Source organism: Bacteroides sp. ZJ-18, from assembly GCF_011038705.2.
Classification (GTDB): Bacteria; Bacteroidota; Bacteroidia; order Bacteroidales; family Bacteroidaceae; genus Bacteroides; species Bacteroides hominis.
This window is the reverse complement of record NZ_CP072198.1, coordinates 2,479,390-2,504,078: the sequence shown is the minus strand read 5'-3', so window position 1 is coordinate 2,504,078 and position 24,689 is coordinate 2,479,390. Positions and strand designations below refer to the sequence as shown.

Annotated in this window: 17 protein-coding genes and 1 pseudogene; 3 read left to right on the top strand and 15 right to left on the bottom strand. The window is 43.6% G+C overall.

Annotated elements, in window-relative coordinates; genetic code table 11:
- Positions 1-12 precede the first annotated feature (12 nt).
- Genes G7Y45_RS09935 through hsdR form a run of 4 tightly spaced genes read right to left on the bottom strand, consistent with a single transcriptional unit; the run spans position 13 to position 5,322 of the window.
- Positions 13-459: a Fic family protein gene (locus tag G7Y45_RS09935; protein ID WP_010992489.1), complete on the bottom strand. Its 447-nt coding sequence runs from the start codon at positions 457-459 to the stop codon at positions 13-15.
- Positions 452-1,468 (bottom strand): hypothetical protein, encoded by a 1,017-nt coding sequence (locus tag G7Y45_RS09930; RefSeq protein WP_010992488.1) that lies wholly within the window; start codon positions 1,466-1,468, stop codon positions 452-454. Before G7Y45_RS09930 ends, G7Y45_RS09935 begins: the two co-directional genes overlap by 8 nt.
- Positions 1,469-1,483: 15 nt before the next feature.
- Positions 1,484-3,004: a class I SAM-dependent DNA methyltransferase gene (locus tag G7Y45_RS09925; RefSeq protein WP_165017624.1), complete on the bottom strand. Its 1,521-nt coding sequence runs from the start codon at positions 3,002-3,004 to the stop codon at positions 1,484-1,486.
- A 2-nt stretch (positions 3,005-3,006) separates the two neighbouring features.
- Positions 3,007-5,322 carry an EcoAI/FtnUII family type I restriction enzme subunit R gene (gene hsdR, locus G7Y45_RS09920; protein ID WP_032595689.1) on the bottom strand — a complete coding sequence of 772 codons (2,316 nt, stop codon included), beginning with the start codon at positions 5,320-5,322 and terminating at the stop codon, positions 3,007-3,009.
- Between the two features lie 501 nt (positions 5,323-5,823).
- Here hsdR and G7Y45_RS09915 point away from each other — a divergent pair.
- Positions 5,824-6,157 (top strand): annotated as a pseudogene (locus tag G7Y45_RS09915) (AAA family ATPase); the annotation flags it as partial.
- Between the two features lie 518 nt (positions 6,158-6,675).
- Here the strand turns inward: G7Y45_RS09915 and G7Y45_RS09910 are convergent.
- Positions 6,676-7,665 carry a lysylphosphatidylglycerol synthase transmembrane domain-containing protein gene (locus G7Y45_RS09910; protein ID WP_165017621.1) on the bottom strand — a complete coding sequence of 330 codons (990 nt, stop codon included), beginning with the start codon at positions 7,663-7,665 and terminating at the stop codon, positions 6,676-6,678.
- Between the two features lie 131 nt (positions 7,666-7,796).
- On the opposite strand from G7Y45_RS09910, the gene aspT reads away from it, so the two are divergent.
- Together aspT and aspD are read left to right on the top strand one after the other, a co-directional pair.
- On the top strand, positions 7,797-9,494 hold the full coding sequence (gene aspT, locus G7Y45_RS09905; RefSeq protein WP_032543259.1) for an aspartate-alanine antiporter: 1,698 nt from the start codon (positions 7,797-7,799) through the stop codon (positions 9,492-9,494).
- 41 nt (positions 9,495-9,535) lie between these two features.
- Positions 9,536-11,179 (top strand): aspartate 4-decarboxylase, encoded by a 1,644-nt coding sequence (aspD, locus tag G7Y45_RS09900; RefSeq protein ID WP_005809417.1) that lies wholly within the window; start codon positions 9,536-9,538, stop codon positions 11,177-11,179.
- On the opposite strand, the gene G7Y45_RS09895 is transcribed toward aspD, so the two are convergent.
- The 10 genes from G7Y45_RS09895 to G7Y45_RS09850 all read right to left on the bottom strand — a co-directional run bounded on the left by G7Y45_RS09895 (position 11,168) and on the right by G7Y45_RS09850 (position 24,565).
- A complete protein-coding gene (locus tag G7Y45_RS09895) occupies positions 11,168-12,460 on the bottom strand; it encodes a PAS domain-containing sensor histidine kinase (protein ID WP_005776288.1) in 1,293 nt (430 codons plus the stop codon). The genes aspD and G7Y45_RS09895 overlap by 12 nt on opposite strands.
- 43 nt (positions 12,461-12,503) lie before the next feature.
- Complete coding sequence (locus G7Y45_RS09890; RefSeq protein WP_005776286.1) at positions 12,504-13,853, bottom strand: sigma-54 dependent transcriptional regulator; 1,350 nt, start codon at positions 13,851-13,853, stop codon at positions 12,504-12,506.
- Positions 13,854-13,905: 52 nt separating this feature from the next.
- A complete protein-coding gene (locus G7Y45_RS09885) occupies positions 13,906-15,378 on the bottom strand; it encodes a TolC family protein (protein ID WP_005809422.1) in 1,473 nt (490 codons plus the stop codon).
- Positions 15,379-15,658: 280 nt separating this feature from the next.
- Positions 15,659-18,271, bottom strand: coding sequence for an ATP-binding protein (locus tag G7Y45_RS09880; RefSeq protein WP_165017618.1), 2,613 nt, complete (start codon positions 18,269-18,271; stop codon positions 15,659-15,661).
- Between the two features lie 96 nt (positions 18,272-18,367).
- The gene (locus tag G7Y45_RS09875; protein ID WP_122330312.1) at positions 18,368-19,612 is read right to left on the bottom strand and encodes an FtsX-like permease family protein; all 1,245 of its coding nucleotides are present in this window, start codon (positions 19,610-19,612) and stop codon (positions 18,368-18,370) included.
- Positions 19,613-19,626: 14 nt separating this feature from the next.
- On the bottom strand, positions 19,627-20,925 hold the full coding sequence (locus G7Y45_RS09870) for an ABC transporter permease (protein WP_122330311.1): 1,299 nt from the start codon (positions 20,923-20,925) through the stop codon (positions 19,627-19,629).
- A 10-nt stretch (positions 20,926-20,935) separates the two neighbouring features.
- Positions 20,936-21,580: a GIN domain-containing protein gene (locus G7Y45_RS09865; RefSeq protein ID WP_032536877.1), complete on the bottom strand. Its 645-nt coding sequence runs from the start codon at positions 21,578-21,580 to the stop codon at positions 20,936-20,938.
- A gap of 39 nt (positions 21,581-21,619) precedes the next feature.
- On the bottom strand, positions 21,620-22,285 hold the full coding sequence (locus G7Y45_RS09860) for an ABC transporter ATP-binding protein (RefSeq protein WP_005776280.1): 666 nt from the start codon (positions 22,283-22,285) through the stop codon (positions 21,620-21,622).
- A gap of 186 nt (positions 22,286-22,471) precedes the next feature.
- The gene (locus G7Y45_RS09855; RefSeq protein ID WP_005819156.1) at positions 22,472-23,137 is read right to left on the bottom strand and encodes an ABC transporter ATP-binding protein; all 666 of its coding nucleotides are present in this window, start codon (positions 23,135-23,137) and stop codon (positions 22,472-22,474) included.
- A 162-nt stretch (positions 23,138-23,299) separates the two neighbouring features.
- On the bottom strand, positions 23,300-24,565 hold the full coding sequence (locus G7Y45_RS09850; protein ID WP_005819154.1) for a carboxymuconolactone decarboxylase family protein: 1,266 nt from the start codon (positions 24,563-24,565) through the stop codon (positions 23,300-23,302).
- Between the last annotated feature and the right edge of the window lie 124 nt (positions 24,566-24,689).

Below are 24,689 nucleotides of genomic sequence, written 5' to 3'. Positions count from 1 at the left end.
TTCTTGTATTCCTTATTCACCCTTGCTCATGGCATTGGCTATATCTATTTTTAATTCCTCGTCATAGTCTTTACTCATCATAAAGCTATTAACGATGCGTAGCAGCAAATCTTGGTCAATATTGGATGCTGCCACATGATAAATGATAGACTCCAATGTACGCATACAAATGCAAGCTTGCCAGTAGTAGTTATTCTTATGTAAGAAATATGCACCCAAAGTCAGTGCAATACGCTTATTCCCATCGTTGAAGAAGTGCCCCGAACAGAATCTATACATCAGATAGGTTAGCTTGTCGGCAAAGGTTGGATAGTATAAATCATTCTGCACAAAATCAAGCGCAGCACGTATACCACCTTCATCACGCACTCCTTCAAAGCCACCATCGCTGGCATCAATCATTTTGCCATAAATGTTTAAGGCTTCATCGTAGTCTATGTAAATAATCTCCTTACTCATCTTCCGCCTGCTTTAAGCGTTTAAGCACATCCTTGTTGTCAGCTAAGATATGATCAAAATCAATAGACTGATCACCAATGAACCGTTCAAACTCTTCGGGTGTGACAGCTTGCAGGTATTCCGCTATATTGCCGTGATATGCTTCTCGAAAACTGAAATCTCTTGATGTCATTTTTGTTCTGGCATCATTCAGATAAGGCTTTTGCATGGGATGCTCGGCAAGCTCTTCTACAATATGCTCAACTTCATATATGGTAAGCATTCTACCGCCATTCTCCTTAAAGCGTTCACTGATGGCTGCACCCACGCCATTCTCGAATGAAGAGATAACCAATAGTACCTCTGCATATAAAGTGTGCCGGACATTGTCTTTTAAATCGAGCTTCAATATCTCCCTGTATTCCTTTGCATTTTCTTTAAAAACAGCTTTGTAGATAAAATCTGTAATCTGAGAATACTTGTATGTGGGGTGTCCATCCACATATTGATTGATGGCGGAAGTGAGGTTTTTACGATAATTCTCTTCTGTTATTGCAGCAGGAAGATAGTTTATATCCCTACGGTTAATGTATTTTGTTCCACCACCCGTTTTTTCATTGATAGTGACAATTACAAAATCCAAAATAAGGCTGCGGACTTTCTTGGCTTGCTCACTTTCTGTAAGCAGCATACCCATATTTAAGAATGAGCGGAAATTAAATAATCCGAGCTGAGTCGTTTTGCTCCCGACATTTATGACGGGAGCAAATTGTAATTTCAACTCTTTCAAATGTTTACCCTTACATAAAACATAACCATTAGCCGATAATTCATCTGAATATTTTTCTAAATAACGTTCTATTGTCCGCTCTTCTACTTCATAAAAATCTGCAACCATTTTTTTTGTAAAGCGGTATTCCCCCTCAAAGAGTATTCCTTCAATATCAAGATGCTTCTGCACTTTACTAACCGCAAAACGGTTGTTAAGCACATTCTGTCTTTCAATATTTGAGATTGTTAAATCTTTCATATCACTCTACAATTATCAGTTACAAGATTTTATATCTATGCCGAGAATCTTTTGAATCTCAGAAAGTGTTTTGTCTATTTCATAGTCAAGTGCGGCACGTTTCTCAAAATATTGTTTGAGCAATTCTGCCGGAGGCAATATCTCTTCTTCTTCCTTCGGAAATTTGCATTGGTCAAAATTGCAATTCAAATCAAGCAACTGTTGAGCAGTAAACACACGGCTCTTTTCTCCTGTTTCACTACTGACAATCTCTTTCCTGTCATTCCACCATTCCTGAATGGACAGAGTGTGCTCAACCTTCATCGGCTTGTTTTTTGAGAAGTGCTTGTACCCCTCCGGCATATCAAGACGATAGAACCATGTTTCTTTGGTCTTGAATCCTTCTTCACAACCCTCTGCTTCTTCATTGTTAAAGAAGAGGATATTGGTAGCAATAGATGTATATGGAGAGAATATAGAACCCGGCAAACGAATGATGGTATGCAAATTGAACTTGCGTAGAAGATTCTCTTTAAGCGCAAGTTTTGCTCCGTCCGTACCAAACAAAAAACCGTCAGGAATAATCACACCACATCTGCCACCTGCTTTAAGACGGTACATGATAAGTGCGATAAACAAATCAGCAGTTTCACTTGAACGGTAGCGCAATGGAAAGTTGTTCTTTACGCTATCTTCCGTACTGCCTCCGTATGGAGGATTCATACCGATAACATCAACCTTATCGGTTTCCTTGAAATCCGTTACGTTTGTTCCAAGCGAATCACAGTTAGCTATGTTTGGTGCCTCAATATCGTGAAGCAGCAAGTTTGTGATGCTCAAAAGATAGGGTAACGGCTTCCATTCTTGACCAACAACTGCATTTTGCAGTTTTTCTCCATCTTCGGCTGAACGTACACTCTTTCCCATATAATTGAGGGCAGAGGTAAGGAAGCCCCCTGTACCACTGGTAAAGTCACCAAAGGTCTCACCCAACTTCGGGTCAAGCATCATTACAATAAAATCAGTCAAAGCACGTGGAGTATAGAACTCACCTGCGTTCCCTGCCGATTGCAGGTCTTTCAATATCCCTTCGTAAATATCTCCGAATGTGTGACGGTCGTCAGCATCATCAAATTCAATCTCATTTACAATATTGACTACTTGACGCAAAAGCGTTCCATTCTTCATATACTGGTTCAAATCGGCAAATGTTTCCTGGACAATACTCTTAGCTCGTGGTGTATTGGCATCTACGGGAAGATTTTTCAATGCAGGAAATAGCTTTTCATTGACGAAGGAAAGTAGAGCTTCACCTGTTAATGCTTCGCCGTCTTTCTCATCTACCGCCCAATTACGCCAACGCAAATCTTTGGGAATAATAGATTGATATGTTTTACTCTCTCTGGATGCTTTGTATTCCCATGTTTCTTCTTGAGTGTCGTAAACTTTCAAGAAGATCATCCAAGTCATTTGCTCAATTCTCTGTGCGTCACCATTGATACCTGCATCCTGACGCATGATATTCCGGATTCGCTTTATAATGTTATTTACTGCCATTTTTATGCCAATTTATATATCTGATACTCTAATTCTCTGATAGCTTGCTCATAACCGGCAATGCCACCAAATAGTTTTATAATTTTAGTTGGTTTTCCTATGCTATTGAATGGAGGTATCTCCAAGATGTTTGCTTTTTCAAAGTCGAGAATACCATTCTCTGCATATTTTTCAAGAAGAGCCTCCAACACTTCACGTGCTTTACCTTCATATTTTCCGAAGTAGTTACACTTCTTCACATTATTTGCTCTCTCTTTCCTTGTTAATGGAGGCTGGTCAAACGCAACGTGACATATCACATCGAATATGTCGGCATCCTTTAATGCCGGATTTGCTTCACGGACAGCGTCTATCAGGATGGCATACTCCTTTAATTCATCCATTATAGCTTGCTTGCGTTCAGCTTCTGTCCACGTCTGTATGAAATCATTCAGACTTTGGTAATGACGCAATAATTGCGTTCTTGCGAATGATTGAATACTTTCTGTTCTCATCGTCTTGCCATCTTCGCCTAACACAGATACTATCTCATGGGCAATACGGATATCCTTTCCATTGATAATATATTTTTCATGAGGCTCGGAAACTACGGTTGATGGACCATCAATTATTTTATATGGTTTGGGCTTTTTACCACCTCCCTTAGGAGGTTCAGGATCACCATCGAATGTAGGGTCTTTGAATTTTGCAGTAGCATTGCGGAAATCAAGGATTTCCAAATGCCACTTTCCCTTATCTTTTCTGAGTCGTGTACCACGCCCTATAATTTGCTTAAATTCAGTCATAGACCCAATTTCTTTGTCTATGACGATTAAGCCACAGGTTTTACAGTCCACACCAGTAGAAAGAAGTTCGGAGGTGGTTACAATCACTGGATAAGGCTCATCCACACTAATAAAGTTATCCAATTGTTTCTTACCCTCCTTATCTTCACCGACAATGCGTGTTACATAGTAAGGTGATTTCTTGCACAAATCGCTATTCATATTGATAAGCAAAGTTCGCATTTCTGCTGCTTCCTCAATATCAGAACAGAATACAATCGTTTTTGTCATACGACCGATGTCATGCAGCATTTTGGTAATTCTGTTTGCTACAACCTTGCGTCTTAACTTAATAGCAAGGTCACGCCCTATATTTTGTCTTTGATATAATTTCTGCTCAATCTCCTTACCTAACAAATCTATCTCACCCTCTTCAGGAGTCCAGCCTTGCAGGTCAACGTTGATAAAGTCAGCAGTAACCCTATACGGAGCCAAAAAGCCATCGTTGATACCTTGAAGTAGCGAGTAGGTATACACAGGTTCACCGAAATAATCAAGGTTATTCGCCCCTTCATCGGCTTTAGGAGTGGCTGTCATACCTATTTGAGTAGCCGTATTGAAATATTCCAAAACTTTGCGCCATGCTGAATCGTCCTTGGCACTTCCTCGGTGACACTCATCAACTATAATCAAGTCAAAGAAGTTTGGCCGAACTTCCAAGAAGGGGTCGGGCCTACCTTCTTTTCCAACCAACTGATGATACAGAGCCATATACATCTCATACGATGAATCAATTTTTTCTTCACCCTCTCCAACTGAAGTTATCTTAGTCATAAACTTCTTGAATGGCTTGAAATCCTGAGTCATAGTTTGGTCTATAAGGATATTGCGATCTGCAAGATAAAGGATTTTCTTCTTTGCTCCACTCTTATGGAGCCTATGGATTATCTGGAATGCCGTAAAAGTCTTACCCGTACCGGTAGCCATTACCACAAGTACACGTTGTTGCCCTTTTGCTATGGCTTCAACAGTGCGGTCAACGGCTATACGTTGGTAATATCTTGGCTCATGACTATGGGCATCATAGTAGAATGGGGTCTCTATAATATTAAGTTCATCAGGAGTATAGTTTTTGGATGCAAGATAACGGTTGTACAGCTCCTCTTCTGTCGGGAAGTCTTCTAACTTAATCTCGGTTTCTTTACCTGTGATAAAGTCATGTTCCAAGAAAGCATCACCATTACTGGAGTATGCAAATTTCAAGTCAAGGATTAAAGCATAATCCATAGCTTGCTGCATACCACTTCCAACAGTGTGCTTGTTGTCTTTTGCTTCAACCACTGCGATAGGTTTACCGTTGTGGTACAATAGATAATCAGCCTTTTTACCCTCTGCTACTGAGTGCTGGTTGCCAACAACAAGTACTCGACCGTCCGTAAAATAGTATTCTTCACGCATATTTACGCTTACTGCCCACCCTTTTTGTTGAAGTGCAGGAGTAATTAACAGAGTGCGTATCTCTTGTTCTTTAAGTTTTTTCTTGTTTACCTCCATGACAATAAGTTGTTTATGATTTGTTACTGCTGACAATCAAATCTTTTACATCAATATTAAGTTAAGGGCATTGCCTATGTCGTTGAGTGTCTTAATATCCGGTTGAACTGAATTACTACACCATTTACTCACAATGCAGTTGGATTTCCTAATTTGTCCTGCAAGCCATTTTCCTATTTTCTGTTGTTCTGCAAGTACTACTTTCAGTCTATTCAAATTAGCTATAGGGTAAAATGTTTTAATCAGAGAGCAAATTTATATAATTTATCTGATAGTGAAGCAACTTCCGATAATAATAAATTATTAGGAAGTAAAAATCTGGCTTAATTCCGGCTAAAACATGAGATTTTACAGATAGAAGAAGAAAAATTATGGATACAAAATAATTTTTCAAGGGTGGTTTTACAGAAGGACTACCCATTTTTTACACTTACTGTAATATTACTTATGTCAAAATTGATAATTCCAGATAACATATCTGACATACTTATAGTATCATTGTTAAAATTAACTAATTATTCCGATTAAGTTATCTTTGAAGGATTGGCAAGCCACCTTATTCACAGAGACTAGACTGTAATGGATGGTGAACTACATATCGACACGTTCCCCAACTTAACTCCGGTCTGAGCAAAAGAGAGAACTAACAGAGAAACAGCCGAACTTCTTGCACGAAAAAGAACGGTGTTATAAAACAGAAGCCCACTCTTTCTTCACGACCTTCTATAATCTGAACTGGAATGCAAATGGTAAAATATCGGCGGAAGAAGTAGCCAACAGAGTAAATAGCACCCTTGAAAAGCATCTTGTAAATGAAGAAAAGTTCGGTGTAAACAATGTATTGCAAAAGAATTTTATAGTCGAACAAAAGCAAAAATAATAGACTTGGTTTGGTTATACCAGCACTTTCTTTAACAATAGAAGGCATGTCTATTATAAAATAGGGAATCTAAACGAACCGCTGAAAAGAGTATTAAAGTTCTCCATGACTATGTATAAAAGATTCGGATAAAGCCGATTATTGGCGCATTATTGTAAAAGCATAAACAAAGGAATAGTCCTATGATAATATTTATACCAACGTGAATCCAATATAGCCACTCAAAACAGTTTCTCCCCTTTGCAAACTTACATTCTCTAAGCTACATCCTAATAACTACGAGAGGCAAATTTCATTTTCTGAACTAATCATCAAATCATACTTCGATACTATTTGCCTAATGCCCTCTGATCTTTCATAGTCTGGAAATACTTCTATCTACATAAACTGTCATAGCTTACATTCATAGTTACAACAAAGAATATCTCTCTGTATATCAAAAAACTTATCAAAGGTACCCTTTCATCATTACTCTATTTCTGATTTCCTATCTTCATCAGCATCAGCCCGATAACAATCCAGACCATCTCCCGCACCCGCGTAATCAGAGCGGCAAATACCCCATATGCTCCGGACAAAGACAAGCCGGCTACCACCAGGGCAAAGCCTCCTTCCCTACCCCCTAATTGCATGGGAAGAAAGAAAAGCAGATTGGCCAGTAGGGAAGAGAAAGCGACGATCAGGATGCAACCGACAAAACTGACATCCGTAGTCAATACATTCAGAATCAACCAGACTTCGAGACACCCCACTATGCGAGCGGTATACTCTAAACCCAATGCCAAATAAAAGGTACTTTTTCGCTGTTGATGAAGCAGAGCTATCTGACTGTCTATAGTCTCCAGTTTTTCTTTATGAAGTTCCGCGAAGCGGACTGCACGCTTCTTCAAAAAAGGGATATGACTACCCAGACGTACGCATGCCACAGCCATACCGTTCCGGTAGCCTTTGATAAAAAGAGTGACAAGCAAGAGGCAGAAGAGTGTGGTCAACCCCAAGACAATGCCCATCCCCCAACCGACCGGATAAAAAAAGACATAAATCAACACCGAGCTGAGCCAGAAACAGAAATGCGAAAAGATATGCATCATCACATACAGGATGACCGAAGATGTGGCACGCTCCACTCCGACATAGGGGGTAAGCTCCATAATCCGGTAGGGTTCCCCTCCCATCAGTCCCACGGGAGTGACATAATTCAACGCAAAACCGGAAACCGTGAATTTATAGAGCCGGGCGAACGACAATGAATTCACCGGACCACTGCTACGAAGGATGATATACCACGAAAGGGTATTAATCAGATAGATGAAAAGCCAAAGGACCAGAACCAGCGGCAGATAAAATCCGGCACGCCGCAGGTTGTCCAGCAGTTCATCATAAGACACATCGAAAGTGAACAGCATGATGATGACGGCCAGGATGCCAAAGGCCAAAAACAAATTACGAAATTTACTCTTCAAAACAATATACAATTTAACGCATCAAAGATAACGTTAATAATTTATACAATGATATAAGAATAGCCCGTTTAACAAAACACTTTCTTGCACAAGCTGTTTTTAATGAGAATTTAAACCTAAACAAATTAACTATGGATTGGATTATTCATCAACTTAGGGTTCACCCCGAGCTTGCCATCTTTTTGACCCTTTTCGTAGGGTTTTGGATTGGCAAAATAAAAATCGGAAAGTTCAGCCTGGGTGTCGTTACAAGCGTATTGCTGGTAGGTGTCCTTGTGGGGCAATTGAACATTACGGTCGACGGCCCCATTAAATCTGTTTTCTTTTTACTCTTTTTATTCGCTATCGGCTATAAAGTAGGTCCGCAGTTTTTCCGGGGACTGAAAAAGGACGGACTCCCCCAAATGGGGTTTGCTGCCATCATGTGTGTATTCTGTCTGATTATTCCTTGGATATTGGCTAAAATTATGGGTTACAATGTAGGGGAAGCAGCCGGATTACTGGCCGGTTCACAGACGATATCGGCTGTCATAGGCGTGGCAGGAGATACGATCAATGAACTAAACATATCTCCTGAAACAAAAGAGGCTTATAATAATATTATCCCGGTATCGTATGCCGTAACTTACATCTTCGGCACGGCGGGTTCGGCATGGGTATTGGGCTCTCTCGGCCCCAAGTTATTGGGCGGACTCGATAAAGTAAAAGCCGCCTGTAAAGAATTGGAGGCTAAAATGGGGAATAGCGAAGCGGATCAACCCGGCTTTATGCCCGCTGCACGTCCGGTGACTTTCCGGGCTTATAAAATAGATAATGAGTGGTTTGGTGACGGAAAACGGGTATCAGATCTTGAAAGCTATTTCCAGGAGAATGACAAGCACTTGTTTGTCGAACGTGTCAGACAAGCCGGAGTTATCGTAAAAGAAATCACCCCGACCCTGATTCTCAGGAAAGGGGATGAGGTGGTATTGAGTGGTCGCCGTGAATATGTTATCGGCGAGGAAGATTGGATCGGTCCCGAGGTACTGGATCCTCAGTTATTGGACTTTCCGGCTGAAGTATTGCCCGTCATGGTAACCCGGAAAACCTTTGCCGGAGAAAAAATAAGTTCAATACGTTCACAGAAATTCATGCACGGTGTCAGCATACGCCGTATCAAAAGGGCGGGAATCGATATACCGGTACTGCCACAAACCATTGTGGATGCAGGTGATATTGTCGAATTGGTAGGGACCAAACACGAAGTGGATGAAGCTGCCAAGAAAATGGGGTACGCTGACCGTCCAACCAACCAGACAGATATGATTTTCGTTGGTCTGGGTATTCTGATCGGAGGACTGATAGGTGCCCTGAGTATCCACATGGGTGGTGTCCCCATCAGTCTCAGCACCAGTGGGGGCGCATTGATCGGAGGATTGTTCTTTGGCTGGCTACGGAGCAAACATCCGACTTTCGGACGTATTCCCGAACCTGCTCTCTGGATACTGGACAACGTAGGTCTGAACATGTTTATTGCTGTCGTGGGCATCGCTGCAGGTCCCAGCTTCGTACAGGGATTCAAAGAAGTGGGGCTAAGCCTGTTCATTGTAGGCGCACTGGCTACTTCCATTCCTCTGATAGTAGGCATACTTATGGGAAAGTATCTCTTCAAATTCCACCCGGCACTGATATTGGGATGCACAGCAGGTGCACGTACTACTACCGCCGCATTAGGTGCCATCCAGGAAGCTGTCGAAAGCGAGACTCCCGCTTTGGGATATACAGTGACGTATGCTGTGGGAAATACTCTCCTGATTATCTGGGGAGTCGTAATTGTGTTACTCATGTAAAATAGATTTTGATATTAACTAAACATAACCCTGACATAATAATGAAAAGTAATGAAAACAACGGAGCAGTAACTAAAAGTTTTGCTAAAAAGATGGAGAGTATCAGTCCTTTCGAACTGAAAAACAGACTGATTGAAATGGCTGATGAGAGCATCAAAAAGATAGCTCATACCATGCTGAATGCCGGACGTGGAAACCCGAACTGGATTGCCACCACTCCACGTGAAGCTTTCTTCCTTTTAGGTAAATTCGGACTGGAAGAATGTCGGCACGTGATGTACTTGCCGGAAGGAATTGCTGGTATCCCGCAAAAAGACGGGATTGCCGCCCGCTTTGAGACTTTTCTCAAAACCAATCATAGCCAGCCGGGTGCGGAGCTATTAAAAGGAACCTATCAATACATGTTACTGGAACATGCCGCCGACCCGGACACCCTTGTCCACGAATGGGCAGAAGGGGTAATAGGTGACCAATATCCGGTACCGGACCGCATCCTCCAGTTTACCGAGATGATTGTACAAGACTATCTGGCACAGGAAATGTGCGACAGTCGTCCGCCAAAGGGCAAATACGATTTGTTCGCCACCGAAGGCGGTACGGCAGCCATGTGCTACGTTTTCGACTCTCTGCAAGAAAACTTCCTGCTCAATAAAGGAGATGGAATCGCCTTGATGGTACCTGTCTTCACCCCCTATATTGAAATCCCTCAATTGAGACGCTATGAATTTAACGTTACGGAAATATCTGCGGACCAAATGACAGCAGACGGGCTGCACACCTGGCAATACAAAGACGAAGATATAGACCGCCTGAAAAACCCGCAGATCAAAGCACTCTTCATTACCAATCCCAGTAACCCGCCCAGTTATACACTGAGTCCCGAGACTGCCGCACGGATTGTAGATATCGTGAAGAAAGACAATCCGAACCTGATGATTATCACAGACGATGTATACGGTACATTCAGTCCGCATTTCCGCTCGCTGATGGCCGAACTGCCGCAAAATACTTTGTGCGTCTATTCCTTCTCCAAATATTTCGGGGCTACCGGATGGCGCGATGCCGTAATCGCTCTGCACGAAGAGAATATTTTTGACCGGATGATAGCCCACTTACCGGAAGAACAAAAGGCAATCCTCAATAAGCGTTACTCCAGCCTGACCCTTGCCCCCGAAAGATTAAAATTCATCGACCGCATGGTAGCCGACAGTCGGCAAGTGGCGCTCAATCATACAGCCGGATTGTCTCTGCCGCAACAGACGCAGATGAGCCTCTTCGCTTCTTTCGCCATACTGGATAAAGAGAACCGGTATAAAAACAAGATGCAGGAGATCATCCGGAGACGCTTGAAAGCTCTGTGGGATAATACCGGATTCTCACTGGTGGACGATCCGCTGCGTGTAGGATATTATAGTGAGATAGATATGCTGGTGTGGGCTAAGATATTCTACGGAGAAGAGTTTGTAGACTACCTCAAGAAAACGTACAGCCCATTGGATGTTGTTTTCCGCCTCGCCAACGAAACCTCATTGGTATTGCTGAACGGTGGCGGTTTTGCCGGACCGGAATGGAGCGTACGTGTATCACTTGCCAACCTGAATGAAAAGGATTATGTCAAAATAGGCCAGGGAATCAAACGGATACTGGATGAATATGCCCAGAGATGGCAGGAATCACGGAAATAAAATCCTGAATCTTGTCAGTCCGTCAGCGTATGTACGCAATGAAAACGTACAGCCATGACGGCTTAAAACTTCACGGATAAAGACCAGGCCGATACCTTGTCCGTTGGGTTTGGTAGAAAAGAAGGGACTGAAGAGCTTTGCTTCAGTCTCTTTTGTTATGCCGGGCCCATTGTCCACCACTTCGATAGCAGCAGGTGATGAGGTGCGGATGGTAATCTGACCGTCTTTCCCGATACTTTCAGCCGCATTTTTAATAATATTCACCAATACCTGCTCAAACAGGGAGGCGTCCAGTTTCACATCGTCCAATGATTCATCACATATCAGTTGTAACCGGATATTCCGGTCATTGCACATCCCCTCCATAAAGCGTTTGCAACTGAATGCAAGGTCATTCAGGTTGATCGGAGTAAGACGGGGATCGGGAATCTTCACCACGTCGGCAAAACGGGTAATGAAACGGCTCATAGAAAAACAACGTTCCGTACAGACACGCATCACATCACAAATATCTTCCATACCATCCGACTCAGACAATGCCTGTTCGACTGTATCCAGTGTAGAAGTAATCCCTGCCGTTGTATTATTCACTTCGTGCGCGATCATACGGATCACTTTCTCGTATGCCTTTTTCTCCGCTTTCATCACTTCGTCTGTCAATCCTTCCATCAGATAAAAAGGATGCTGGAAGCCGCGGTCCACAAACGAAGAATGAGTACATTTATAGATATTTGAATCATTCAGTCGCACGGTGCTGGTTTCTCCCTTCGGAATGGCAGCCAGTTCTATGGCAAGCGGCGAATCGATCTCGGACAGTTTCCTGCCTTCGGCTTCTTCCGGACGGACTCCCATCATCTTCATCGCCATCGGGTTTAGTTGGGATACCTCTTCATCCAGTGTCATAATGACAACACCCATAGGTGAAGCGTTAATCATCAGATCAAGAAAATGATTCTGTTCACGCAACCGGAGACGCTCGTTTTTTAGTTGATCCATCATACGGTTGAACACATTCACTACCCGATCGGCTTCCTGTTGACCGACGTGGCTCAGGCGGCTGCTGAAATCCTGTTCTCTCAAAAGTTCCATACCACTGCCAATCGTATTCATTGGTTTCACTATCTTCCGGTAAAACAAAATCAGATATAAAACGAGGAACAGCATCAACCCTTCTGCGATATAGAGATATTTCGCCACAATGGTTTCGGATACATAGAACAGAAAGCCCATGATGGAAAACAACAGAAAGATAAGTATGAAGAAAAATCCTTTTACCGGCATGTGATTGATGATTAACGATTAAAAAGTAATGATAAGCGACGAGTCACTTATCACTGATATCATATTTCTCCAAACGACGGTACAATGCCGCACGGCTGATACCTAACGCTGTAGCCACCTGGCTCAGGTTCCCTTTATAACGCTCCAATGCCTGAAGAATTGTCTGTCTTTCGATTTCATCGAGTGTCATTCCCGCAAACGAAGAGGCAGTTGACGTACTTTCATCATGTCGCTGGTACTGACTCTCGAAATCGGTTGCATCCAACACTTCCTTGCCACTGACCAGAATCGTACGCTCCACCAGATTTTTCAACTCACGGATATTGCCCGGAAAAGGCAAACGACTCAGGAAGTTCAATGCATCCGACGAAAACTCCGTACGGGGTAGGTTGTTGATCTCAGCCTGACGATCGGCAAAGTGTCTGGCGAGTAACGGTATATCCTCTCTGCGCTCTCTCAACGCAGGAAGTTTTATGGTTATCAGGTTAATGCGATAGAACAGATCTTCACGGAAAGTGTGTTCGCTTACCATCTTGGCCAAGTCGGCATTGGTAGCCGAAACAACCCGTATATCCGTCTTACGCGGACGGCTGTCACCCAGTACTTCAAAAGTCTGGTCCTGCAATACCCGCAACAGTTTCACCTGGCATGAGGGATCGAGATCGCCGATTTCATCCAGAAAAATAGTTCCTTTATTCGCCATCTCAAAACGCCCCATACGATCGGAAGTGGCATCTGTGAAGGCTCCTTTTTTATGACCGAACATCTCACTTTCAAACAGACTCTGGGATATTCCTCCAAGATTGACTTTCACAAAAGGCTGACGGGCACGCTGACTATTGATGTGGATAGCCTCGGCTATCAGTTCTTTACCGGTTCCGCTCTCACCGGTGATCAATACCGAAGCATTGGTTCGTGCAATACGAGCCACCGTATTCAACACCTCTGTCAATCCACGGCTCTTGCCAATAATATGGCTCCGGTTCAATGAACCGCTTTGCTCCTGAAGCGTATCCTTCGGAGTTGCAGTAAGCTCCAAAGCAGTCTCTATGCGTTGCAGCAATGCGGCATTATTCCAGGGCTTGGTGATAAAATCGAATGCACCGGCCTGCATTCCCTGTACGGCAAGTTGGATACTACCCCATGCAGTCATCAGAATTACAGGAACATCCGGACGAAATATCTTGACCTGCTTAAGAAGGGTCAATCCCTCTTCTCCGGAAGTGGAAAGTGTAAAATTCATATCCATCAAAATCAGAGAAGGAGCTTCCGAACGGACTACTTCCATCGCCTCACGCGGACCGGGTACAGTTACCACTTGGTAACCGGCACGTTTCAGCATGAAACTCAACGAAGAACGAACTCCACTATCATCATCTATAATTAAAAGCATAAGTGTTATTTTTTTGATTTGCAAAACTACTCTTTTTGGGGTTAAAACCAAACTAATTCTTCACAACATCATCAAAATCGGCTTCCAGTGGTGTATTATTCTGGAAGTCCCACAGCGTCAGACTGCGGAGCTGGTAAAAATAATACCAGTACCAGTAGAGTTCATTGATATGTTTCTGCCGGGCATCATCTTTCGAATTCTGGGCATCATTCAGGTCGAGTGTATTGATTTTACCTATCAGGAAAGTCTCGATACTGGTTTTATAACGCTGCTGTGCAATCTTATCCGCTTCATTGGCAATAGAAAGTTGCTGCGCCTGATTATTAAAATTCTCTACAAGCAGGAAGATGTCCTGATCAAAGTCAATTTGTTCTTTACGTATTTTGGATAAGGTAACTTCCCGGTTACTCTTGGCTACACGCACTTTTCCACGACGCTTTCCCCAATCAAGAATCGGAATCTTCACACCGACCTCTACCACTTGGTTATCGAGTAATTTTTGATAAGAAGCAGAGAAATCCTTATTCAGTCCGGTATATCCCACGTTTGCGAAAAGATCGATACTACGAAGATTGCCACGTGCGGTAGCCACTTCGTAATCAGCTTCCAACTGCCGGCGACGTATGTTATGAGCGAAAGAATTGCGCTCCAATGCTTTATTCAGCACTTTGTTGTATTCCATTTTAAGATCGGGTGCTGATTCCGGTATTACCGGCTCCAATACCTGATCATCTCCTATTGCCAGGAAAGAGCGCAGCCGGAACATATTTGCATTCAGATTGCTCTGTGCATCGGTAACGGCAGCCCGAGCTTTCAATGCAGCCAGTTTCAATTGCAAAAGCTCATTTTCGGAAATTTGCCCCATCTTTCGTTTCGCTCCGGCCACCTCGTACAAGCGATCTGCATTTATCTGATTCTGGCGGGCGGTTCCCAGAGTTTCTTTAGCCAGCAGAAGATTAAAGAAGTAAGTGATCGCGTTCATGGTTACAGTCTCTGTAGCAGTGATAAAGGCTGCTTTTGCCTCTTCATAACGAACCGGCTCAATGCGGCGATTCCATTTCAGGTCATTCACTCCAAAGATAGGTTGAGTCAATTGTAAAGCGATAGGCACGGACATAAACTGCCGGTTTCCACCACTCCCCAGCTGTTTCACAAAGTCGAGTGAAGAAGACAGGGCTATCTTACCACCCGTAAACCAGATATTCTGATCAATGGAAAGCGTACCGTTCAGCCCTAACTTATTACTGCGGACAAAGGAGTAAGAGCCGTCTTCATTCTGATAACTGTTATATTGTTTTCCATAGCTTGGCAAAGTTCCGCTGAAATTTACTTCCGGCAACAAATCGGCACGGAACGTACGGTATTCCCAATAAGCTGTCTTCAACTCATTGAGAGCAACGGCTGCATCTACAGACTGTGTACGCGCCAATGCAATGGCTTCATTCAAGGTAATCTCCCGTGTTTCCTGTGCACTCAATGCCAACGAACAGAAGGCAAAAGCAGAGAGTAGAAAAGATCGTTTCATATAGAATTTGTTTATTTACCGGCAGAAAAGCAAACCCTGTGCCAAATATTGAGTGTTGCAGCGATCACTCCAGCTCGCCATATAACATAAACATTCATTTGAAAGAGTTCAGTGTATGATAATCCTCACTCCACTTCCCTCCTGGTCACTCTTCTCCTGTTCGTCATCCACCACTCCTTTTGTTCATCCTTCACTGTTTATCGTTCACCGTCTAAAATCAATCCTCCTTCTTCTGTCCGAAAATGAACAGTTTGTCCGCAGACGGACGCCCCCGGTGTACTTATTCACAAGTATCCGGTAAACGAACTGTGAAACGGGTTCCCTTTCCTTCCTTCGAAGTAACCGTGATGACTCCATTCAAACGTCCGATGATGGTTTGACAAATACTCAGTCCCAACCCGGCTCCCTGGGTAAAACTGTCGACTTTATAGAAACGTTCGAAGATATGTCTCAACCCATCCTCCGAAATACCTTTTCCGGTATCTTCTACAAAAATAGAAGTATATCCCGGCTCTTCCTCCGTATAACCGAATGTGATCGACCCTTGTGTTGTAAACTTGGCAGCATTGTTTATCAGATTATTCACCACTTGTTGCAAGCGGACATTATCCGTCACCAGATATTTTTTACTATTCTCCGGCAACTTCAATACCAACCGGACTCCGGAAGGCATGTTCAACTGTTGTGAATCGTATACATTCTTCATCAATAACGGAAGATTGTGCCCGGCAAACTGGAAATCCATCGTACCGGACTCTATACGGGACAAATCGAGAATATCATTAATAAGTGCCAGTAACAGGCCACAGTTTTTATTGATTGTCTCAATAAACAACTTTACCTCCTCTTCGGTAAATCCACTGGTATCACTCAACAAATCGGAGAAGCCCACGATGGCATTCAGCGGTGTACGTATTTCGTGACTCATATTAGCAAGGAATGCCGATTTAAGCTTATCTGCCTGAAGTGCTTTATCACGGGCTGCGGTCAATTGCTCTTCGGTAGTCTTATAGCGCTGTATACTCTGACATACGCCCAGAATGCTGTAAGGTGTGTCTGTCGTAAGTCCTGCAAGCACCGAAGTACGATATTCCCACCATTCGTATCTGCCGTCACCGCTAAGCTGGCGGAAACTCATACGGGTACTCTGGCTCAGACCTGCCAATGCACGGTTAAAGAGTTCGAACGCCAACTCCTGATCGTCCGGATGAACCATCCGGTCCATCTCATTCCGTGAAATGGTGGTCTTGTTCTCTGCAAACCCGAAGCGTACCAGAAAGCCCGCAGGAAAAGTAAATAAACCGGTACGGATATTATACTGCCAGGGATAGATGGAGCTTTCGTCCACCGCCATACTAAAGAAACGTTTTTGCATCTCTTCATCCGATATATTACGGGCCGAAAGGGCCATTCCGGTGATTTTACCATGTGCCCGGATAGGAACGATCTCACCCGAAACAGGAAAATAGCTGCCACTGTGGACTTCCTGCATAAACGAATTTTCGGGAATGACCACACTGCCCTCTTCAGTTATCACCCGCTCGAGCATGGAACGGAGAATCTCTTTACCATTATTGTAAATCTTGAAGATACTGCCTGCCGGTAATCCTTCATAAGGACGCGCGGCTTCATCCTTAGGCAAATGCAGCATTTTCAGTAAAGAACGATTCGTAAAATGAATACGGAGATCGGTATCGTACGTGATCACACCGTCACGGATAGAATGGAATACATTATCGAATTCATCACGTTGGGCAACCAACCGGTTTTGTATCAGTAAACGGGTCTGGGCATGGATGCGCCGACGGGATTCGCGACGGTTGATGCGATACAGCCACACTATCAAAAACACCAGTAAAGCTAATATCGAGCTATACAGCAAGATATAGAGCAAACGATATTTCTCTCCGTATGGTTCGTTGATAATGGTTCCTCCAATAGCCTGCACCTGCTTGGGATTTACCTTGAAAAACACCAGCTGCTTGAAATCATACATAAAATTCAAGGGAGATTCAATAATCCCCACTTCCGAAGGAGTCTTCCCACGTAACACATCGGAAGCTGTCCGCCCCACCTCACGTGCAGAAGTATATGAATCGGCATCATAAGCCCCGAAGGCGCCATTAGTCAATGCAAGATTTTCACACGAAAAGAAAGGAGCTTTTGAATTACGTCCGATGAATGACATAAAAGGCGACCATTTAGGGGCAATAATCAGTGTCCTGTGCGTATTGCGCGGATAACATGTGGAAGCTATGATTTTGTTGGTTGTATCCGTTTGCGAATTATAGAAAGTTACCGTATATTCCGGATGCTCTTTCACAAAGCCATTCCATTCGTTCATAAAGTCGTCTCTTCCTTTAGAACTCAGAAGGCTGTTGTCAGAGATACAGACTACTTCCGTCCGACTCGGGAAAAGGCGGTTCGCCTGCCTCAACAGCTCCCCGAAATCCGGATTTGCCGTATATCCACACACATTGGGTAACGAATCGATCAGACTGCCTTCCGGATATTTTATATTAAAAAAGACAACAGGCAACTGTAAAGGCAATGAATCCCCGCAAGTCAACAAAGTATGGAAAGCCTCGTCACTGACAGTAACAATCAAATCCGTTCCCCGTTCGCGGGCTCGTTCGCAGAAACGCCGCATAATAAGTTTCTCTGACTGATAAGTCCAGAAATTGGCATCCAGAAATTCTGTTGTCACATTCACTTTCAGTCCGGATTCGCTGAATCCTTCTTTCAATCCCTTGGCCAAATCGCCATGCCAAGGTGTTTCGGAAGCATACGACTGAATGAAAAGAACATTATAAATGCGTTCCGCAGCAGTGGATATTTCTGTGAGAAATAAAAAGATAGATATAAGAAATATAGTATACGATCGTCTGTTCATAGTAAAAAAACTGCGTTGTATCAGGATTATGGACGCAAATATACGTTATAATCTTGAAAACAACGCAGATAGATTACGATTTATTGCAATAAGCTTTTATTCCTCACGCAGTGCTTCTGCCGGCTGGATTTTCATGGACTGACGGGCCGGGAACCAAATGCCGGCCAATATCATCAATGCCATCAACAGCAGAGTAACACATTCGCACAACACAAAACGCCCGACAGTGAACGTGGAGAATTGCCACGAAGGTGTCAGTTCGCTTTTGGCAATATAACAGTCAATGCCCAGTGCCAACGGAGTGACCAGAAGCAGCATGAACCAGCCTTCACTGAGCAAACGGAAAAAGACACTCTTCTTGCTGCCGCCTACCGCCATCATTAAAGCCATCTCTCCTTTACGCTGCTGCGTCCGGAACCAGAAAGTGCCCAACAATCCCAGGAAAATATTAAGCAGCAAAAAGCTCATCCCCACCAAATAGTTTCGTAAAGTATTCATATCGTCTAACTGGAAAGTACGACGAATATTCTGGAATGAATTTACTTTCGATAAAAAGACATTCCCCACTCTGTATTGGGATGGTGCGTCTTTCATTAACCGTTCGGCGAATCCGGCAGGTTCACCATCACTGGTACGCAGACAGATTTCATTGCCATATGCTAATTGATCCTCCCGCATTAAAATGACTACCGACCAACTGTAGCAAGCAGGTGAAAAATCATCGTAACGAATCACTTCAAGTGCGGCTGATAACTTTGTACCGCGAACCGTATCCTGATCCAAATAAAAATCTTTGCCAATATAATCTTTCAAGTCTATATGATAACGGGATTCAAAAAGATTACGCGATGCCATAAAAGTACCCTCTTTCAGCAAAGTTCCCAATTGTTCCGGTGTTTCTCCGTTAGCTCCCCGATAACGGAATACACGGAAAAAGTCAGGGGTTACCCACCGCCGGATATTATATTTTCTTTCCATCGTATCCAAACGTACCGTCATACCACTGTTGCTGCCATTGTAAGGAAAAGAATTTTGTGACATACTGACTGCCTCTACTCCGGGACGACGACGCAAACGATCTAACAACTCACGTATATCGGCATTATTTTCCTCTTCCGTGCGACCGGATATATAATCGGGGCTTTTTTCCGTAAGATAATCAAATTCAACCCTGTAAGTATTCTCTGTATCAAAGCCGCGAGGCTCTGAATAATTATACAAATGGACAAACATATAGTCGACCACATACCAAAGTATAATGCTTACTAACAGTAACTCTACGAACAACCACGCATTCGAACGCCGTTCATTCACTATTTGTTTTAATAATTTCTTATTCATCGTTCATGTAGTGTTTAATTGAGTTTTCCGCCAAGAGCGTTTATGATCGACATTCGGGATGCCCGCCAAGCCGGCCACCCGCTACTGAGCAAGTTTAGCAGCAGGCAAAAGAGCAGAGCATAAATAAATGTAGAGAGTTTGAAAAGCATCTTCCACTCAATGACCGGAGCCGTATTGAGATGCATCAGCTGTGAATCGGCAAAGAGCGTACCGCCCCACACATAGGAGATCAGCAAACAGAACAATAATCCTACAACACCCGCCATCAAAGTCAATACCAAATTCTCAGCAACAATCTGTCCCATCACCCCTCCGCGGGTAGCGCCGAACGAACGGCGCACGCCAATCTCCGCCACACGCTGTCGCAGGCGGCTGTGAGTCATCGAACTCAGGTTAATGGCAGGAACCAACAACAAAATAAGGAAAATGATCACTTGTTGGCGAAAATAACCCGCCATATCCGGTTGCACATTTGCCCATATACGCTGTGACATGGTCAACTGGTCATCCGGCTGTCCCCGGTAAAACACAAAATAATCTCCCAATCCGGCATTGTATGCCAAACGACGTCGTTCACACTCTGCCCGAATCGCATCAAAATCAGAAGAGTTATGAGCCAGAATCACAACCTGCATCACTCCCATGATACCATCATTCCATACATTATCCCCTCCTGTGATGTTAGTTGACAGATATGGGACCCATATCTGTGCATAGGCCGTCGAAGCCATTGAAGAGACATCTTTCACAACTCCACTCACCCGGTAAGGGGCATCGTTCACAAAAATCTCTTTCCCGGCCACATTTGTAGCAGTACCGAAAAGAAGCCGGGCCACACTTTCTGTTATAACAGCCACGGGCAAACCCGATTTAGCTTCAGCATCCGAGTAAGGCTTGCCATCGATAAACGAGAAGTCGAATATACGCCAGAAAGCCCCGTCTGTCTCAAGTGCATCCACTCCTGTACGCACTCCCCGAGACAAAGAGACCTGCATCGTCTCGGGGATGCTATATATACTAATTTCTTCAGGAGTTTTTAATCCTTCGAAACATCCCTTCGCCGTTTTTATTCCCATCGGACCGTTACTTGATCCGTCGTCACTCCAGGTTTTGTTGCCTACACTCATCCATTTGACGTGCAACAAGCGGTTCCGGTTACTTTCGGGGGCAAAAGGAACCGTCTTTATCTGTTGTTGCATCACCACTACCATAATCAGGCAAATGGTCAGTGCAGTGCCCAGCACACTTATCGTAGTCAACAATGGTTGTTGCTTAAGTTGCGACAGGGCCTGCTTGAAATATTGTTTAATCATTGTGTTCTCTTTATTCTCCTACTTTCAATCCGCGTGTATTAACCCCTCCGACTCCACCTTTAGAAATATCAGCTTTACGGGCTTTACCTTTCAGGGTCATGCTTCCTACACCGTCGGCACGAGCTGTCAGTTCATCACAATCCACCCGGATATTGACACTGCCTACACCATCCAACCGTACTTTGAGGGTTTCACAAACCAAATCACTAATTTCAGCACCGCCTACTCCCGAAAGAGTTATCTTCAATTGATCCAACCGAAGTGCGGTCCGGCAATTGAAGCTACCTACTCCCTGCAATTTTACACTCTTCAGATCAGGAGCGGCAATATACAGTTTAACATTTTTGGAATTGCTGTTATTCTCTTTATATCCAATCATCAAAGTCTCTTTTTCCACTTTCGTTGTAGTTTCGGATACATATCTCTGCGGGCCCTCTATCCGAACAGAACAACGATCGGACTGCGTAAAAATGATATCTCCGACTGCATCCAGACGGATAGAAGAAAAACCGGGAACTTTACGGTTATCAACAATGATTCCCTTACTTCCGGTAGTTTTACCACATTGGCAATCATCACTGCATTGAGCCTGTATCATATTGAAAGTTGCCCCCATTGTGAGAGCTAAAGCCACTAACATTACTCTTATTTTCATCGTTTCCTAATTTTGAGATGAATGACTGTATTATGATTATTATTGTACTTGCCGTCCGTCAAAGAACCGAATGGTGCGTGAAGTCTGTTTGGCCTGCTCCTCGTTATGGGTCACCATCACAATGGTACGTCCGTCTTCTTTATTTAACCGGTGAAGCAACTCCATTACCTCAGCCCCCATCTTGGAGTCCAGATTTCCGGTAGGTTCATCAGCAAGGATAATCTCCGGATTGCCGATAATGGCACGGGCAATGGCCACGCGCTGACACTGACCACCGGAAAGTTGAGTGGGGAAATGCCGCATACGGTGAGTCAAACCGACTTTCTCAAGCACCTCCTGAGCCAGTTTCCGACGTTCGGAAGAGCCCATACGGCGATACAGTAACGGAAGCTCCACATTATCCAGTACATTCAGGGAATTAATCAGGTGAAACGACTGGAATACGAACCCAAGTGTCTTATTACGGAAAGCTGCCAGTTCCTTATCTTTCATGCCTTCAGTGTGTGTACCGTTTATCTCTATGGTTCCGGTAGTAGGTGCATCCAGCAACCCCATAATATTCAGCAAAGTCGATTTACCACAACCGGAAGGTCCCATTATGCTCAGGAACTCACCACGGTCTACTGTTAGGTTCACATTTTCAAGAGCCACTGTTTCGATTTCGTTCGTACGGTAGATTTTCGAGAGAGAAGTCAATGTAATCATAAACTTATGGTTTTAAATTATTTCTTTTTATTAAGATCATGTTCAAATGACATGCCAAAGAATTAATACACTTATAAACAACCACTTGATATTTGGGCAGAGTGTCCGATAATGAACACTCTGCCCACAAATGAACTCTCTTTCTTATCAAAAATGAACGTTTATTCCTCGTGTAATGCTTCTGAATTATTGCACTTGTCGTCCGTCAAAGAACCGAATGGTGCGTGAAGTCTGTTTGGCCTGCTCCTCGTTATGGGTCACCATCACAATGGTACGTCCGTCTTCTTTATTTAACCGATGAAGCAACTCCATTACCTCAGCCCCCATCTTGGAGTCCAGGTTACCGGTAGGCTCATCAGCAAGGATAATCTCCGGATTACCGATAATGGCACGGGCAATGGCTACGCGCTGGCACTGACCACCGGAAAGCTGTGTGGGGAAATGCCGCATACGGTGAGTCAAACCGACTTTCTCAAGCACCTCCTGAGCCAGTTTCCGACGTTCGGAAGAGCCTATACGACGATATAATAATGGAAGCTCTACATTGTCCAATACATTAAGAGAATTGATCAGATGGAATGACTGGAACACAAAACCAAGCGTTTTATTACGGAAGGCAGCCAGTTCTTTATCCTTCATCCCTTCCGTGTGCGTGCCGTTTATTTCGATTGTTCCGGTTGTAGGCGCATCCAGCAACCCCATAATATTCAATAGAGTCGATTTGCCACAACCGGAAGGTCCCATTATGCTAAGAAATTCACCGCGATCCACTTTCAGGTTCACATTCTCGAGAGCTACTGTCTCAATCTCGTTTGTACGATAGATTTTTGAGAGGGAAGTTAATGTAATCATAACTTTAATTTATTTAGATGATTCGTTTTGTTCCATTTTGGCTTATATGAATAAGACATGTCAAATGGTATGCCAAAAGAATAACATCCTCATAAATTGCACATTAAACTAATAGAAGGATGTCCGATAATGAACATACTGCCCGCTAACGAACTGCCTGATTTACTTATCCTCCGGAACAATCTCATTTAAGCAAGCCAATGCATTGAGTGTACGCGGATAACCAATGTAGGGCAACAATTGAGTAATGACAGTCAGCAACACAGATTTATCATTGCCAACATTTATATTGCCTTGAATATGGCCTTTGACCTGCGCCTCGCAGCCCCCAAGTGACACAAGGATGGCAAAAGTTAACATTTCACGCGTTTTTACATCCAGAACCGGACGCGTTTGATAATCACCGAAACAGTTGGCGGAAAGATATTCCTGAAAATGCAATTGTCCTTGGGGTGCGGTTTCATACATTTTGTCTATTCGTTCGCCAAAAATGGATTTCTGCAAAGCAAGTCCCTTCTCCATACGGTTTTCGGAAGTTATCACCGCCTGTGGTTCCAAAGGCAACTTCACTCCTTTTGACGACAAGAATCCATTGGCTATAGAAATCAATTCCGCAACCTTTGCCATACCCACATAAGGAACGGCATGATAAAGCACTTCTTTTATTTCAAGCGGGGTAACTCCGTTGACAAAAGCGGCTTGGAGTGTTTTTTGATACTCTCCCGCAGTACTCATGGCAATGGTGGAAGCCATTGTAACCAAAATCCGCATACGAGTATCCAAATCACCATATTGCTGTGTTTCGCCAAAAGCAAAATTAGTGAATATTTCCTCCAGTTCGGGATCGGTCTGTGCAAGGTTGTTTCCGAGATTGATAAACCTCGTCGTGCCATTGCGGGAAACACTCGTTGCAGCTATCCCTTGGGGGGAAGTTGCCTCAGCGTATGCCTGATCATCTACAGGTTCCAACCAAGTATTTTGGTTGGTTTCAGGATTACATTCGATGGCCAGATGCGAAAACCAACTGTCAGGGGCGGCTCCATGCCAATGCACTACATCCGGAGCTATCTCCACTACATCTCCGGGCAGTAACAGACGGGCATTTTTCCCTTTTTCCTGATAATACCCTCTTCCTCCGACAGCTATCAGGATTTGTCCGCCCGTATGGCTGTGCCAATTGTTACGGCATCCGGGTTCGAAAGTCACATTGCTGACAGGACAATTCAATTCATCATTCTGTGTCAAGCGCGCCAGATAGGACTGCCCTATAAAAAACTTCGCATATTGCACGTTTGCATCTCCTATGGGAAACACACTCGGATTTTGTAGAACTTCTTCTTTTTTCATATTCTGTGCATTTAAAGAATTTGTGGTATAGCACAGCAACGTTATCATTGCCGATGCCCATATAAAATGTTTCATTTTCATAAGATTATAAATTTATGATGCAAATTTAGGCACCTTTCCGTTCTCATCGTATACCCGGATTACGGATGTAATTACCTCAATTACGGATATTCTTACCCCTATTCCGGTTTTATTCCTCCAACCC

Bases quoted from the DNA above. Each gene is read 5' to 3' on its own strand.
- G7Y45_RS09935 (WP_010992489.1), bottom strand. From the start codon at position 459: ATGAGTAAGGAGATTATTTACATAGACTACGATGAAGCCTTAAACATT.
- G7Y45_RS09930 (WP_010992488.1), bottom strand. From the start codon at position 1,468: ATGAAAGATTTAACAATCTCAAATATTGAAAGACAGAATGTGCTTAAC.
- G7Y45_RS09925 (WP_165017624.1), bottom strand. From the start codon at position 3,004: ATGGCAGTAAATAACATTATAAAGCGAATCCGGAATATCATGCGTCAG.
- hsdR (WP_032595689.1), bottom strand. From the start codon at position 5,322: ATGGAGGTAAACAAGAAAAAACTTAAAGAACAAGAGATACGCACTCTG.
- aspT (WP_032543259.1), top strand. From the start codon at position 7,797: ATGGATTGGATTATTCATCAACTTAGGGTTCACCCCGAGCTTGCCATC.
- aspD (WP_005809417.1), top strand. From the start codon at position 9,536: ATGAAAAGTAATGAAAACAACGGAGCAGTAACTAAAAGTTTTGCTAAA.
- G7Y45_RS09895 (WP_005776288.1), bottom strand. From the start codon at position 12,460: ATGCCGGTAAAAGGATTTTTCTTCATACTTATCTTTCTGTTGTTTTCC.
- G7Y45_RS09890 (WP_005776286.1), bottom strand. From the start codon at position 13,853: ATGCTTTTAATTATAGATGATGATAGTGGAGTTCGTTCTTCGTTGAGT.
- G7Y45_RS09885 (WP_005809422.1), bottom strand. From the start codon at position 15,378: ATGAAACGATCTTTTCTACTCTCTGCTTTTGCCTTCTGTTCGTTGGCA.
- G7Y45_RS09880 (WP_165017618.1), bottom strand. From the start codon at position 18,271: ATGAACAGACGATCGTATACTATATTTCTTATATCTATCTTTTTATTT.
- G7Y45_RS09875 (WP_122330312.1), bottom strand. From the start codon at position 19,612: ATGAATAAGAAATTATTAAAACAAATAGTGAATGAACGGCGTTCGAAT.
- G7Y45_RS09870 (WP_122330311.1), bottom strand. From the start codon at position 20,925: ATGATTAAACAATATTTCAAGCAGGCCCTGTCGCAACTTAAGCAACAA.
- G7Y45_RS09865 (WP_032536877.1), bottom strand. From the start codon at position 21,580: ATGAAAATAAGAGTAATGTTAGTGGCTTTAGCTCTCACAATGGGGGCA.
- G7Y45_RS09860 (WP_005776280.1), bottom strand. From the start codon at position 22,285: ATGATTACATTGACTTCTCTCTCGAAAATCTACCGTACGAACGAAATC.
- G7Y45_RS09855 (WP_005819156.1), bottom strand. From the start codon at position 23,137: ATGATTACATTAACTTCCCTCTCAAAAATCTATCGTACAAACGAGATT.
- G7Y45_RS09850 (WP_005819154.1), bottom strand. From the start codon at position 24,565: ATGAAAATGAAACATTTTATATGGGCATCGGCAATGATAACGTTGCTG.